Annotated in this window: 16 protein-coding genes; 11 read left to right on the top strand and 5 right to left on the bottom strand. The window is 50.2% G+C overall.

The features are described 5' to 3' along the window. Positions 1-55: 55 nt before the first annotated feature. Both HMY34_RS02060 and HMY34_RS02055 read left to right on the top strand, forming a co-directional pair. A complete protein-coding gene (locus tag HMY34_RS02060) occupies positions 56-2,185 on the top strand; it encodes a TonB-dependent siderophore receptor (protein WP_202717547.1) in 2,130 nt (709 codons plus the stop codon). 9 nt (positions 2,186-2,194) lie between these two features. Then, positions 2,195-3,052 (top strand): DJ-1/PfpI family protein, encoded by an 858-nt coding sequence (locus HMY34_RS02055; protein ID WP_202717545.1) that lies wholly within the window; start codon positions 2,195-2,197, stop codon positions 3,050-3,052. A 13-nt stretch (positions 3,053-3,065) separates the two neighbouring features. On the opposite strand, the gene HMY34_RS02050 is transcribed toward HMY34_RS02055, so the two are convergent. From HMY34_RS02050 to HMY34_RS20100, 4 genes are all read right to left on the bottom strand, one after another. Next, positions 3,066-4,028 carry a sigma-54 interaction domain-containing protein gene (locus tag HMY34_RS02050; RefSeq protein ID WP_202717543.1) on the bottom strand — a complete coding sequence of 321 codons (963 nt, stop codon included), beginning with the start codon at positions 4,026-4,028 and terminating at the stop codon, positions 3,066-3,068. Positions 4,029-4,340: 312 nt separating this feature from the next. Further along, entirely contained in the window at positions 4,341-4,547 is a 207-nt protein-coding gene (locus tag HMY34_RS20455) for a hypothetical protein (protein ID WP_323127454.1), read from the bottom strand. Next, positions 4,520-5,635 carry an AAA family ATPase gene (locus tag HMY34_RS02045; RefSeq protein WP_323127453.1) on the bottom strand — a complete coding sequence of 372 codons (1,116 nt, stop codon included), beginning with the start codon at positions 5,633-5,635 and terminating at the stop codon, positions 4,520-4,522. Before HMY34_RS02045 ends, HMY34_RS20455 begins: the two co-directional genes overlap by 28 nt. 149 nt (positions 5,636-5,784) lie before the next feature. Further along, positions 5,785-5,988 carry a hypothetical protein gene (locus tag HMY34_RS20100; protein ID WP_228287955.1) on the bottom strand — a complete coding sequence of 68 codons (204 nt, stop codon included), beginning with the start codon at positions 5,986-5,988 and terminating at the stop codon, positions 5,785-5,787. A 5-nt stretch (positions 5,989-5,993) separates the two neighbouring features. Between HMY34_RS20100 and HMY34_RS02040 the strand changes: the two genes are divergently transcribed. Then, on the top strand, positions 5,994-6,539 hold the full coding sequence (locus tag HMY34_RS02040; RefSeq protein WP_228287954.1) for a Crp/Fnr family transcriptional regulator: 546 nt from the start codon (positions 5,994-5,996) through the stop codon (positions 6,537-6,539). On the opposite strand, the gene HMY34_RS02035 is transcribed toward HMY34_RS02040, so the two are convergent. Next, the gene (locus tag HMY34_RS02035) at positions 6,540-7,751 is read right to left on the bottom strand and encodes a TsoY family (seleno)protein (RefSeq protein WP_202717541.1); all 1,212 of its coding nucleotides are present in this window, start codon (positions 7,749-7,751) and stop codon (positions 6,540-6,542) included. It abuts the gene before it with no gap. 185 nt (positions 7,752-7,936) lie between these two features. Between HMY34_RS02035 and HMY34_RS02030 the strand changes: the two genes are divergently transcribed. From HMY34_RS02030 to HMY34_RS01995, 8 genes are all read left to right on the top strand, one after another. Next, positions 7,937-8,212: a DUF3817 domain-containing protein gene (locus tag HMY34_RS02030; RefSeq protein ID WP_202717539.1), complete on the top strand. Its 276-nt coding sequence runs from the start codon at positions 7,937-7,939 to the stop codon at positions 8,210-8,212. Between the two features lie 81 nt (positions 8,213-8,293). Continuing rightward, positions 8,294-9,619: a hypothetical protein gene (locus HMY34_RS02025; RefSeq protein WP_202717537.1), complete on the top strand. Its 1,326-nt coding sequence runs from the start codon at positions 8,294-8,296 to the stop codon at positions 9,617-9,619. A gap of 24 nt (positions 9,620-9,643) precedes the next feature. Next, entirely contained in the window at positions 9,644-10,111 is a 468-nt protein-coding gene (locus HMY34_RS02020) for a hypothetical protein (protein WP_202717535.1), read from the top strand. Between the two features lie 83 nt (positions 10,112-10,194). Beyond that, complete coding sequence (locus HMY34_RS02015) at positions 10,195-10,845, top strand: Tll0287-like domain-containing protein (RefSeq protein ID WP_202717533.1); 651 nt, start codon at positions 10,195-10,197, stop codon at positions 10,843-10,845. A gap of 86 nt (positions 10,846-10,931) precedes the next feature. Next, positions 10,932-11,636, top strand: a complete 705-nt coding sequence (locus tag HMY34_RS02010; protein WP_202717531.1) for a Crp/Fnr family transcriptional regulator — start codon at positions 10,932-10,934, stop codon at positions 11,634-11,636. A gap of 3 nt (positions 11,637-11,639) precedes the next feature. Further along, on the top strand, positions 11,640-12,371 hold the full coding sequence (locus tag HMY34_RS02005) for an arginyltransferase (protein WP_202717529.1): 732 nt from the start codon (positions 11,640-11,642) through the stop codon (positions 12,369-12,371). A gap of 106 nt (positions 12,372-12,477) precedes the next feature. Beyond that, positions 12,478-12,837: a hypothetical protein gene (locus HMY34_RS02000; RefSeq protein ID WP_202717527.1), complete on the top strand. Its 360-nt coding sequence runs from the start codon at positions 12,478-12,480 to the stop codon at positions 12,835-12,837. Positions 12,838-13,046: 209 nt separating this feature from the next. Next, positions 13,047-14,309 (top strand): tyrosine-type recombinase/integrase, encoded by a 1,263-nt coding sequence (locus tag HMY34_RS01995; protein ID WP_202717525.1) that lies wholly within the window; start codon positions 13,047-13,049, stop codon positions 14,307-14,309. The last annotated feature ends 274 nt before the right edge of the window (positions 14,310-14,583 follow it).

The following is a 14,583-nucleotide window of genomic DNA, read 5'->3' as shown; positions in this document are numbered from 1 at the left end:
TGGCATAACAATTGCCCTAGCTAAAATTTGATATTTGTCAACTTGGAGTCTGTTCATGCTCAAACGTTCCGCTTTGTGTCTTGCCATTTTGTCCGCACTCGCCCCTTTGAGTGGTTTTGCTGATCCGCCTGCTGTGGATGCCTTAGCAGACATTACTGTCATGGGCAGCAAAACCGACCGGACAAGCGCCGGGGAAGTGGATGGTTATCAAGCATTTACCGCCGATAGCGCCACCAAAACCCGCACGCCATTAAAGAAAATTCCGCAGTCTGTGCAAGTTGTTCCCAACAAGCTCATGAAAGACCAGCAGGTACAGTCAGTGAGTGAAACCCTACGCAATGTCAGCGGTGTTGTACCCAACAACCCTTTAACCATTCCGGGCTGGGAAGCAACGTTAGTGCGCGGTTTTTCGGCTGAACAGGCACAAGATGGGGCAAACCTGAACTATAACCTCGGCGACAGGGAAAGCACCGTCAATATTGAGCGGATCGAAGTTTTAAAAGGCCCCAATGCGGTGTTATACGGTGGTAGTTCAGGCACGCCGGTCGGTGGAACCGTGAATCTGGTATCGAAACAGCCAGAAAAAGAGAAATTTGGCAAAGTAGGCATAACGATTGGCAGTCACGATTTGCTTAAGCCTTCATTTGACCTCAATCAGCCGCTGAGTGAAACCGCGCAATTGCGTGTGACAGGGGAATACACACAATCCAAGAGCCAAGTGGAAGGCATGGAACGCGAAAGTTATAACCTGAACCCAACCCTGAAGCTTACCGACAACGCCAAAACCACCTTGACTCTGCAAGGAAAAACCTCGCGCTGGGAAGGGCAGGATTATCAAGGCTTGCCTGCCACTGGCACGATTGCGGGCGATTTTAAAATTAATCGGGATTTGTTTTTAGGCAACAAAGATTTGCCGAACTCCACCTCTGCGCTGGATAGCCTTGCGGCGAATTTGGATCACCAACTGAATGATACTTGGTCGGTTGCTGCCAAGGTGCGTACTGCCAACAGTGATTTTGATGAAAAAGGTCAAACTTTGATCGGGGGTGACGGTTTCACCGCGAATGCACCCACGGTAGGGTCTAGCTGGGGCGTGACCAACGTCAATGTTTATCAGGAACAACAAGACGTTAGCGTGACTGCCGATGTCAAAGGTGAGTTCAAAACGGAGAAAACCAAAACAGAGGTGCTTGTCGGGGTCGAGCACAGTACCTTGGATGACGAAGGCTTTATGGATACCGATGGCGCAGAGGTGGTTGATTTGACCAATCCGGTTTTTGCCCTGCCTTACACTGACCCGAATACGGCGTTTCGTTGGGCGGGCAAGGTGGCGAATAAAACATCCGGTGTTTATGCCCAAGCGCAACACAGCATGAATGACCGGGTGCATGTGCTCGGTGGCGCAAAACTGGCAAAAGTCGAGGTGGTGTATGCAGACAGTTTCGGTGCTGATGAAAACACGTCTGAAACCAAGCTCTTGCCCCGTGCGGGTGTGGTGGTGGATATGAACGCAAACGCCTCGGCGTTTGCCAGTTATAGCGAAGGGTTGCGTGGGGTCGGTTGGGCAAACTACAGTGATACGCCCAAACCGATTGAGTCCAAGCAAACCGAAGCGGGTATCAAGTTTAGCGCCAATCAACAGCTTTCCGGCTCGGTGGCGGCATTCCAGATTGACCGTGACAATACCGGCATACCTGACCCCGCAACGGGGGGAATGACTTCGTTACCGAATGGGGCGGAGCGTTCCAAAGGGGCTGAAGTGGATGTGGTCTGGCAGCCGAACCCCGGTTTTAGCTTGACCGCCAACTATGCCAAGACCGATGCGACCTACACCAAAGCGGCGGGGGCGATTCCGGCGGGCAATAAGCTAGCGGGTGTGCCTGAACATTCTGGGCGTGTCTGGGGAAATTACACTTTTAAAACGGGTAAAGCCAAAGGCGTGAGTGTTGGCGCGGGCGTGTATGCACAGTCCGAAGCGATGCTAACAGGGAGCAATGATTTCAAAGCACCGGCATTCCATACCGTGGATGCGAAAGTCGGTTATGAAACCAAACGCTTTGAAACGGCGTTGACAGTCAAAAATCTGACGAATGAACAGTATTTTGAGCGATTCAATTATTTTAGTGGGCGGGTTGCACCTGGTGCTGACCGCACGGTTTACCTCAGCACGGCAATCAAATTTTAGGAGTACCCCATGAAAAACCGTCGTCATTTTATGGCTGGCGCGTTGGGCATGTTGTTGGCAGGTATCAGCAGCCGCTTATTGGCTGCTGATGCTGACAAAGCAACACCCGCGACTACGCCAGCAACCGCTAAAACGGATGCCAAGCCTGAGCATGATATGTCCATGATGCCACCCGAATGGACAAAGCCTGATCAGATTGCCATGCTGCTTTATCCTGAATTTACTGCGTTGGATTTGATCGGCCCGCAATACATGTTGGGCGGGTTGATGGGGGCAACCGTACACCTCGTTTCATCCTCGCTTGAACCTGTCACCAGTGATACCAAAGTCACCATTGTGCCGACAGCGACGTATGACGATGTACCCAAAGATTTAACCGTGCTGTTTATTCCCGGCGGTGGTGAATCGGTTATCAAAGCCTTGGGTGATGAAAAGCTGATGGCATTTGTGCGGGATCGTGGTTCTCGTGCCAAATTCGTGACTTCCACTTGTACGGGGTCGTTGATCCTTGCAGGGGCGGGGCTGTTGGAGGGTTATAAGGCAACATCCCACTGGGTAGCGCGGGATGCACTGGTGGCAGGTGGGGCAATCCCGGTGAATCAACGGGTGGTGCGTGACCGCAACCGAATTACGGGGGCGGGCGTGACAGCGGGTATTGATCTGGGCTTAACCGTGATCGCGGAATTGCGTGACCCATTTTACGCGCAAAATATCCAATTGTTAGCCGAATACGCGCCTGAACCGCCTTTCAATGCGGGTACACCGGAAACTGCACCGAAAGAGGCGGTGGCAATCATGAGTGCGATGTTCGCGGGTTATAGCGATAAGGCTCAGGCGGCGATTAAGAAAGCAGTTGGTAGTACTTGAACTGACGGATGGTTTAGACAAGATCGTGCTTTTTCAGCCGGTAATTGAGCGCATCGCGGCTGATTCCCAGCAACTGTGCCGCCTTGGTTTTATTCCCGTAGGTGCGTTTCAACGCTTCTTGCAGCAAGTGGCGTTCCAGTTCTTCCAGCTTCACGCCGCTATCCGGCAGGACAAAACGCCCGCTATCGGTATTGGTTTGCGGCGTGGGTGTTGGTTGGGAGCGTAGCGAGGCCAGCAAGTTATCCGGGGTAATGCTGCGCCCCGCCTGCAAAATGCTGAGTTTTTCACACAGGTTGCGTAGTTCCCGTACATTGCCCGGCCAAGAATAGGCTAGCAACAGCGTCAGGGCGGCTGGCCCCAGCGTACTTTTTGCTTGCTGGTGTTGGTGGGCAAAATGTGCCAGAAAATGTTGCATCAGCGGCGCGATGTCCTCCTGACGTTCGCGCAGGGGCGGCAGTTCCAGCGGTACGACATTGAGGCGGTAAAACAAGTCAGAGCGGAATTGACCCGTTGCTACCCGATCAGACAGGTTGCAATGCGTGGCGGCAAGCACCCGTGCATTGATGCGCTGTGGCTGAGTTTTGCCCAAGGGTAAGATTTCCCCCTGTTCCAGAAAACGCAGCAGTTTGGGTTGCAAGTGCAGCGGCAGTTCGCAGATTTCGTCGAGAAATAGCGTTCCGCCATCGGCAGCGGCAATCAAGCCGGTGTGATGATCGTTTGCGCCGGTGAATGCGCCTTTGATATGCCCAAACAGCAGGGATTCTGCGAGTGTAGCGGGCAGGGTGGTGCAGTTGATGGTGATAAAGGCTTGTTGGCTGCGCGGGCTGGCAGCGTGGATGGTTTGTGCAACCCGTTCCTTGCCCGTGCCGGATTCGCCCAGAATCAGCACGCAGGCGTTAGTACGCGCAACCTGTGCGACTGCCCGCAAGACTGCCTGCATTCGGGGTGATTGGCTGGATAAGGTTTTGGAATACATACTGTTTGTGGTTAAAGCTATTGTACAGGACTCATGCTATTGACCCTGATTTGATAAATAGCAAATGCCGTGCCAATAATTCAATAGTTTGTTTTTAAAAGAAATATGTAAAAACGCGACAGGTTGGGCTGTGTGGATTGGCGCAGTAGCGCGTGGATTGACGCATCGCCTGTTCCAGCATGTCTTTGGGAGTTTCGATCACAAATTCGTCATCTATGTGTTATTTCATACAGTTTTGAAAATATCAAAGCAGATCATTTGGAAAGCCCCATCCTCGCGGCTTTAACCAAGGCTTTTGCTTCTGGCACGCATTTAAGCCAGCCGCGACACTTCCACGCGCTGCGTATCCGTCACGATCAGCCAAGCGTTCAAGTTCTTGAGCGCTGCAATGCTGGGCAATTGTAAATAGCCTCGCACTTGCTGAATGCCTTCCTGTTTCTTGGCCTCCCAACCTTTGTCACCATCGCCTTTTTTGTTGTATTTCAGCTCAATCAAATGCTGGAAGTTGACCTTAAACACAACTGGCGGATCACTTGGTTGGGGATGGTGAAAACTTGCCCAGCCAACGAATCACGTTTTAAGGTGATAACTCCCCTGTAAGCCAGCAGGCTGATGAAATCGCTGCGGTCAAGACACTCCTTGTCAAAGTCGAGCGTATGCCGCTGGGTGGCTTGCACTTCACCCGCATTCAACAATTCATCCAGCACCGCGAAATTGTCATCACGGTTGCCGATGGTGAACAGCTTCATGATTTTGCCGTAGTCCGAGGCGATGTTCTCATCCAGCATCGGCTTGGGGTATTCGCAGCGCTTGCGGTCAAAATTTTTGACGAAATACAGCAGCATATTGGCGTTATAAACGCTTTGCTCTGCCTTGAGATTGAAGCGGTAGCCGTTGTACCAAGCACGGGCATCACTCAGCAGTTTTTCCAGCGATAAAGGGCAGGCATCCGCCAGCGGTTGCAATAAAGTGATAACTTCCGCTTCGGTAAAGCCCACTGCTTCATTAAAATCTTCATGCAGCGACAAATTCACACCAATATTAAAGCCACTGGTCATGCTATCTAGCATTACTGGCGTAACCCCCGTGACAAATAGCCGGTCAAGTGTGCCGCGCTGAGTGGCAGTTTTCAGCACTTCGTAAAAACTGCGTACAAACCCGCCTTTGCCCATGATTTTTTGGAACAGTTGCAGGTCATCCGCGAGAATGCTGTTGGCAAAGTGGTCGTATTCGTCGATCAGCAGCAGGAATTTCTGCTCACCAAGCAGTTCCACAAAGCGTTCCATTTTAGCAGCCGGGGAAGTTTTTGCCGCAATGTCTGCCTGCATGGTTTGAGGGAAGTGATAACGTTGCAAGAAACCCAACAGGTAGTTATCCACTTTTTCAGTGACGCGCTGCAAAATCGCATCATGCCCACTATCAGTATCAATCCCGCTGAAATCCATGAACAGCACGGGGTAGGTATTGTGCAGTGGTGTGGGGTGTCGCCCGATATGCAGCGTGCCAAACAGTGTGTCAAATTCGTCGCGGTGCGCAATGTCGTAATAATATTCCAACATCGACAGCAGTAGGCTTTTACCGAAATGGCGCGGGCGCATCAGAAACAAGTGGCTGCCCGCTTGCTCCAGCTTGGGGAGGTAATGGATCTTGTCGATGTAGGCAAATGTGCGGTGTAATCTGTGCGGCTGGCGGCGCGGACGGTTTGAGATTTCAAATACGAGCGTTCGGGTTCAATTACCCTTAATTTTGCGCCTGATCACAACATGGGTATATTATAAATCACTAATAATATTTCCCAAGGGTAATGCGCGTGCCACACCAACAAGCCAAAGGTCATTGCTCGACCTGTAGTATTCGACCCATTACGATTTTTGCTACCTTGGATGCCACCGAGGTGGAACAAATTCAGGCGTTTCAACCCGCCATTATCCAGTATGCGCCGGATGAAATTATCTACCATCAGGGATGGATGCTCGTTATGCGTTCACTTTGCGCCAAGGTTTTGTCAAAATTGTCAATACGTTAGCGGATGGGCGTTCGCACATTGTACAATTGCTGCGCGATGGGGATTTCTTCGGATTTGGCGGTTTGTCGGGGGTCGATTATAAGCATTCGGCTATCGCACTCAATACGGTGGAAGTTTGCCGTTTACCCTTGTCGGATTTACTCAAACTCAAGCAAACCCACCCTAAAATTGAAACCGAAATGACCAAGCGTTGGCTGGAACGCCTGCACCGCGCCGAAAGCATGTTGGTGGAATTAGGCGCGAAAAAAGCGGCTGAACGGTTAGCATCATTTTTATTGCGTTGGTGTGCGGGCAATGCGCCGGATACGTGGGTAGCGTTGCCCTTGAATCGCGGTGAAATCGGGGAGTTATTGGGCGTGACGATTGAAACCGTCAGCCGTTTCCTTGCGGATTGGAAACGTCAGGGCTTTATCGGGGAAGCTCGCGGCAACATCCAAATGCTGGATGCTGCCGGGTTGCGTCGTGCCGTGGGGATTGATGAGTAGTTACGCCGTTATCGGCAGCGGTAGTAGCGGCTGTTGTTTCAACAACTTAGCATTCAAGTGAAACAAACCCCACAAGGTTTGGATTTGCAACACCACCAACGGCACGAGCAGGAAGAAATACGCCAGCGAATTCTTTTCCAGCAAGCCGGTGCCGACCAGCCCGACATGGATAAAGAAAAAGCCCATCACATAACCCGCGACCCCTGGGCAAATCAGCGCGAATGACCCCGCACTTTTTTCCTTGCCGTACACATAAGCATTAAAATAGCCCAGCTTTTTCATGACAGCGTAGCCCAGTATCGCAAACAAAATTTGCACACTGAGCAGCACGGTCAGTAGCCCAAGGCTTTCAACCGGTTCAACATGCAAGCCAAAATTGTGGTGCATCGCCATTGACAAGCGATACAGCGCAATGCCACTCACGGTAATGATAGGGATAATGATCCACAATGACACCGAGGATTCACGGTCAATGCCATGTTCCAACATAGCGCGGAAGCCCAAAATCAACTTGGTGACTGCCAATAAACTTGCCGTACTAATAAACAGCAGTGATAGCACCAAACCAATACCGGAGGTCAGCGGCACTTCGCTCATCGCCGCCGCAGCGGAAAACCCCACCCCAACCATGCCAAACGCAAAAATGGCCAGCATCTGACTCAGGTTATTATTGCGGCTGCAATCAAAATGCCCCGTGACCAGCACCCGACTCATAAAATCAATGAAAATACGTGCTGCAAACCAGCCAGTAATCCCGAATGCTAGAATTGCCAGCGGGAACAAATATTCCACCACATTCCACAATCCCGGCACAAACAGCGCACCCAAAATGAAACCGACGTTAATCGTCATCGCAAATGTCAGTGGAATCGCCATAAATTGCACTTCCGAATTGCTTTGGCGCAATTTATGGAAGGTTGCGCTTTGGCGGAAGTAGCGGTATTCATTCACATTCCATACCAGCAAGCGCACATGCAACACAGAAAGTACGATAATTCCCAACAGCGAAACGGCTACCAGCAGTTGCAACATGGGGTTGTCACCTTGCAGCACTGCCTGCAACGATTCCCATGTGGGTATCGGCGTGCCTTTGTGCGGGGTCATGAACATCAGGTACATAAAAAAGGTGACAACCGCGCCACCTGCGCCCAATGCAGACAAAAAATATAATGGAGAATAAGCATCCCCCAATTTATGACGTAAGTTGAACATAGCGATGTTACCCATCTAAAAATTAATATGTCACTATATTATTAATTTCTAATTTAGATTGTTTTGCAAAATCGCAAAGTTGCACCTGATTTTTGATTAAACTTTTATCAAATTTAGAAATATCAAAGTAAAATACTCGGAAAAGCCCCATCCTAGCCACTTAACCAAGGCTACCGAGAATTCCCATGCTGAGTAAAATTGCCATCCTCGAAGGCAGCACGCTGTTATTGCTACTGTTTTTGGCTGTTCCTGCCAAACGCTTATTCGGCTACCCCGAAGCCGTGACCCTGATGGGTTCGATCCACGGCGCAGCCTTTATTGTCTATGTCGTCACCTTAATGGCTTTTTTTGCAGGCAAACACCTGAACTTGCAACAATTGGGGATGGGCTTGTTTGCCGCATTCATCCCCTTCGGCAGTTTTGTGTTTGAACATAAAGTGTTGAAACCGCGCCAACTCTGAGATGAATTGCGGAATCTCAAACAGCACTCCGGTTTTCTTGTGTTATAATTTGCAACTTTGTTGCAAGTTGAGAATGAGAAAATGAAGGGAAATATCGCACTCGGTGTGTTGCTGATGTCGGGTCAGGTGTTAGCGGCGGACGTTGAGCCGCTGTTGTACGTCGATTCCGTGCTGTATGGCGATTCGGAAGGCGGCGACGCAGGCAGTTATGCGGGGCAAGCCCTCGGTGTTTACAACGTTCATCAGGATGGTGCGGGTGGGCATGAAGGTCATTCGCACGGCGGCTTGGAGCAGGGCGCACACCTGCGCAGCATCGAAGCAGGGCTGGATTGGCAAGCCAGCGACAAGCTCGATGGAAGCATCAAAGGCGTGATTTTGCCCGAAGCCGGTGAAGCCGAACTGGAAGAAGCGTGGGCGCGTTACCACCTGCCTGCCAATACCAGCGTCAAAGCGGGCAAGCTATTGAGTGCTTTCGGCGCAAACAATATTCACCCGCACGAGTCTGACTTCGTGCAGCAAAACTTGCCGGTGCAAATGCTGCTGGACGGCGGTTTGATCGAAAAAGGTATGCAACTGGAATGGCAACCGGAAATTGCCGGAACGCACCTAAAAACCGGCGTGGAACTGCTGGATGGCGGCAATCGTGGCATTGCCGCGCAAGAGGAAAGTGTCACGGGGTATAAAACCAGCAAGGGTAAAACCGCCAATATTAGCTACCCCGAACACCCCGATTTCCCGCAAGTCAGCCATGTTTACCTCAAAGCTGAAAAAGAATTGGGCGAAAAACACGCCATCAGCGGCGGTGTATCCTACCTCCAATCGCGCCAGCATCAGGAATTGCACCAGTACCACCCCGGCATCAACGAGGCCGATCACGGTTTGAGCGGCGAAGCCACGCTGTGGAGTACCAGTGCCGCTTATCAACACGATGCGGGCAAGAGTGGAGAGGTGGGCAATTTCAAAGTCGCCGCCGAATACCTTTACCAGAACAAAGACTTGACGCTGAATTTCCACGAAGACAAGCCCAATCTGATCGGGCAACCGCGTGATTTGCATGTGGACGGCTATTCGATGCAGGGGACTTACCATGTTGCCCCGAAATGGCAGGTGGGTTTGCGCCACGAACGCGTCGGTGGCACGCATGAAGCCCGTCGCCCTAGCGTTGCGCCATTCCCAACCCAGACCAGCTATTTTAATGATATGAAACGCAATACAGTTGCAGTGACTTGGCAGCCAGCCAAGCAGCACCAAGTACGCTTGGAAGCTGCTCATAACAATTTTGATGTCGGCGAAGACACCAACGGCGACGGGCGCAGCGAAGCTGTCAACAAAACCTTTGACCAATTCATGCTGCAATACCAGTGGAGCTTGGATAACGGGCATGACGGCGACCACCACGATCACTAACCCTAATGAACCTGAGAGGTTTTTATGTTGAAAAAATTGTTATTACTTACCTTGCTGTGTGTCGGCTTGAATACCACCGCATTTGCGGCTGAATTGAAAGTCGGCGATAGTTTGCCCGCGATTACGCTGAAAGATCAGCACGATAAAGCCGTCACGGTTGCGCCAGACGTTCAAACGCTGTTATTCACGGTGGAAAAACCCGCATCCGATTTGGTCAATGATTATCTGAAACAGCAAACGCCCGATTTTCTGATCAGCAAGCAGGCGTATTTTCTGGCAGACATTAGCGGGATGCCGAGCATGATTACTAAAATGTTTGCGATTCCAAAAATGCAGGAACGCCCTTACACGATTGTGCTGGGCTATGAGGCCGCAGATTTGGCGTTCATGCCGCGTCAAAAAGATCACGTTACCCTGGTGAAAGTGAAAGCTGGTAAGGTCGATAATATTTTGTTCATCAAGGATGAAGCTGGCTTAGCCGATAGTTTTTGATCTTTTTCAATGCACCGAGGCAAGGGTTCAGGCAGTTTGCTCGGCGTGCTTTAGGTTATTATTTTTAATGTGAAGGTGTTGATATGAATAAGTATATGGTAATGGTGAGTTTGGCAGCATTGCTGACCGCGTGCGGTGAAAAAGCAGAGAAAGCCGCTGAAGCGCCTGCTGCTGCTCCGGCTCAAACCGACGTCGCTGCACAACAAGCGGCTCCGGCATCTGCTGCGCCCGCCGTTGACAAAGCCGCGTTGGTAGAATCCGCCAAAGGTGCTGTACAAGCCTTGGGTGGTACACTCAAAGGCGAACTCGAAGCCGCCATGAAAGCCGGTGGCCCGGTTGAAGCGATGGGCATTTGCCACACCAAAGCGCCGGAAATTGCCAAAGCCGTTTCAGCCGAAAAGGGCATGGAAGTCAGCCGGGTAAGCTTGAAAAACCGTAACCCAGTAATGGGTCAGGCCAATGAATGGCAAACCGCTGTATTAAACGATTTTGAAGCGAAAAAAGCCGCCGGTGCAGACCCTGCAACCATCGCTTACGCGGAAGTGGTCAACAATGAATTCCGTTTCATGAAAGCGATCCCGACCGCTGCGGTTTGTTTGAAATGCCACGGCACCGAACTCAGCCCAGCCGTCACCGCTAAGTTAACCGAGCTGTACCCACAAGACAAAGCCACGGGTTATAAAGAAGGCGATTTGCGCGGTGCTTTTGTGGTCGTGAAAAATCTCGCGCAGTAACGCGGGCTTCTTGCCATACCCTCTCCATACACTTAGAGTATAAGGGTAATATGCCGTTATACTAGCGGTAAAACTAAGGAGAGGGTATGTCAAACATCAAAGGTAGGGGACACTGCCAATCCTGCCAGATTCGGCATTTGAGCATTTTTGCGCAATTGCCACGGGATAGGCTCATTGAAATACAGGCGTTTCAACCGTCTGTCGTCACCTATGCTGCCGATGAAACGGTTTACCATCAGGGCGATAATTCCGTGAATGCGTTTACCTTGCGCAAAGGCTTGGTGAAGCTGATTAAAACCCTGCCTAATGGCCGTACCCAGATTGTACGGGTGTTGCGTACCGGTGATTTGTTTGGTTTCGACGGTTTCGCCGGGGAAGCTTATAACCATACCGCGATTCCCCTTAATGACATTGAAGTCTGCCGTTTACCCTTAGCAGATCTGTCAGAATTAAAAAAACAAAATGCCGAAATTGAAAACACCATGATGAAACGTTGGATTCAGCATTTGCGTGAAGCTGAAGACATGATGTTGGAATTGGGTGCTAAAAAAGCCGCCGAGCGTCTCGCTTCGTTCCTGATTCGTTGGTGTGAAAACAGCAACGGTGGTTGGGTGGCTTTATCATTATCTCGTGCTGAAATCGGTGAATTATTGGGTTTGACGATCGAAACCGTGAGCCGTTTTCTGTCGGATTGGAAGCGCCAAGGGTTTCTTAACGAACAACGCGGTAGCATTCAGCTTGAAAATGTTGATGGCTTGCGTAAAGCAGTCTGTTCCAGTGGGAGTTGTTGAGTCATGAATCGGATGTCAGCAGAAGCCAGTCTTAATCTGTATATCACTGCTGTGCATCCTTGCCCGTATTTGCCTGATCGTCAGGCAATGAATTTGTTGGTTGACCCTTGTTATAAGATGACGTCTGAGTTGTATGGGCGCTTGTTGGATAGTGGCTTTCGGCGCAGTGGCGGTGATGTTTACCGTCCGCATTGTCGCCATTGCAGCGCTTGTGTTTCCAGCCGTATTGCGGTGAATGCGTTCAAACCCAACCGTTCCCAGCGCCGCAATTGGAAACGTAATCAAGATTTACGGGTGGTGGTAAATCGTAGTGGTTTTAAAGACGAATACGCTGCCTTGTATCGGGATTATATTCAACAACGCCATACCGGTGGGGGTATGGATACGGACAGCATGGATACGTTTGCCGGATTTTTGCTGACACGCTGGTGCAAAACTTGGTTAGTCGAGTTTTGGGAACAAGAGCGTTTGTTAGCGGTGGCGGCTGTGGATGAATTAAACAATGGCTTATCATCCGTTTATACTTTTTTTGATCCTTCCGTCAGTGAGGCACGCGGTTTGGGTACATTCGCGGTACTGTGGCAAATTGAGCAAGCGCGTCAATGCGGTTTGGCGTTTGTGTACCCCGGTTATTGGATCGATGAATCGCCCAAAATGTGCTACAAAATTAACTTCCAACCCATTGAAGGTTTGGTCAATGGCACTTGGATTCCGTTAGCGGCTAGTCACGCTTAATTGCTTAATAATTGTTCTCTGTTCATCTTTGGTTCATTAGCTTATATTTATCATATATAAATTTTATGATAACTTGCTACTATTGGTGGGTCACAGGAAACAGACGATGATTAAGACATTTACCCTAAAAGCCATTGACCATGATCAGGCAACCCCGGAAAGTGGTTTAATCGCATGGCATGTTGTCGATGAAAATAATCGCAAGCGCATTATCAAAGCGACGACAGAGTTAAGCCGTCAAGGTTTTATTAAAACCGTTAGACCGCACCATGATCGCGAAATGCCGTTAGTTGAATTGCTTTCTTATTACGTGGAAGGTGAAAGTTTTCGCATCGACTTTGGCATGTTTAACGAAACGTTTGGCTATACGCCGCGTGAAGTCTTTGCTGCCTCGCAATCACAATCAGAAAGTGCCAGCAGTCGCATGAAACAAGGCATTCGCCAACTGTTCCACGTACCATTTTGAAAAAGGGCGCACATTGCGCCCTTTTTGTGGTGACTATTGATTAGCCATTAGTGCCTAAAGTGGCGCATTTTCTACATAAGCATTTCATCCCGCCTCACTACGTATCAAAACAACAACTTACGGGGCAATATCACAGCTTTGATTCTTGCTGATACCGAATAAGACGCGGTATCTTGTGCGGTATCTATTCGCAGTGTGGAGCAAGTACCGTGGGCATTCTCAAAGACAAAGATTTAAAAGCCATTCACAGAAATGAAATCATCCCGGACAAAGGAAAGTTGGTGGATGGTGAAGGGCTGTATATCAAGCTTAAGCCGTTGAAATCTGGCGGAATGGGCATGTATTGGCGGCTGGACTACCAATACGCTGGAAAGCGAAAAACCCTACCTATTGGCACGTACCCACAGATAACCATTACTGAGGCGCGTAACACACACAAGGCGGCAAAAGTAGGGCTAACCAAGGGCATAGACCCGATGACGGCAAAGCGGGCGGACAAGGTAGCGGAAGCATCCAAGACCACATTCAAAGAACTGGCGCTCGACTGGTGCGAACTCCCAAGAAACAAAAGCCAATGGTGTGAATCATACCGGGAGAAGGTGCTACGCATTTTTTCCCGTGATGTGTTCCCGGTAATCGGTCAAAAGTCTGTAAAGGATGTAATCCCCTCGGATGTGATACGTATCATGCTGGCAATGGAAAAGCGGGGCGCATCCACTCAGGCGGCATTGATGCGGCAAATCACCAGCGGCGCATTCAAATACGGCATGGTGTTAGAGGTGGCAGACCGTAACCCGGCGGATATTGACCCCACAATGATACTTGCCCCAAGGGTGAAGAAACCAAGGGCAGCCATTACCGACCCTGTAGAGATCGGCAAGCTGTTACGCAATATCGACGTTTACAATGGTTACATCCAGACAAAGCACATTCTACGGCTTGCCCCTCTGCTTATGCTGAGGCCGGGAGAGTTGCGGGCGGCTGAGTGGTCGGAATTCGATTTCACAACAGCTACATGGACAATTCAAGCCACCCGCATGAAGTCAAAGCAGCACATCAAGGCGGCAAATCTGGAACAGCATTGGCACATCGTCCCGTTACCCCTGCAAGCCGTGGCTATCCTGCAAGACTTGCACCAGTACACCGGGCGGGGGCGCTACGTGTTCCCCAATGTTCGCGGGAATGCTCAATACTTATCAGGCCACACCATCACGGCGGCATTGCGCAATATGGGCTACACAGACGGCGAAATGTGCGCACACGGATTTAGGGGCATGGCATCCACACGCCTGAACGAAATGCGCAAGCCAGACGGTAGCAGGGCGTGGGATTCAGACGTGATAGAGCGACAGCTTGCACACACTGACAAGAACGTAGTCAGGCGGGCATATAACCGGGCTGACTACCTGACAGAACGGCGCGAAATGCTGCAAGCGTGGGCGGATTATCTCGACACCTTGCGGGCAGGTTAGCTTCCATCAAATGACCATCAAATGAGCCGGGCAAGTTCCCGGCTTTTTTGTGCTCACCATTGGGGTGTTGGTTGCCTGCTATTCTTGCCAGTTCTGCTATTCATCGCTCCTCATTGGTTTGCTATTTCCACCCTGATTTTTTGCTATTCCTGCTATTCCTGCTATTCCTGCTATTTTTAGGTTAATTACTAATCAATATTGAGTAAGTGTAAGTGATTAATAAATATACATATACTATATAATCAATAACTTAGTGTTTTGCTAACCCCTGTTT

It is taken from the genome of Thiothrix subterranea (assembly GCF_016772315.1).
In the GTDB taxonomy this organism is placed as follows: Bacteria; Pseudomonadota; Gammaproteobacteria; order Thiotrichales; family Thiotrichaceae; genus Thiothrix; species Thiothrix subterranea.
This window is presented reverse-complemented; position numbering and strand designations above follow the sequence as displayed.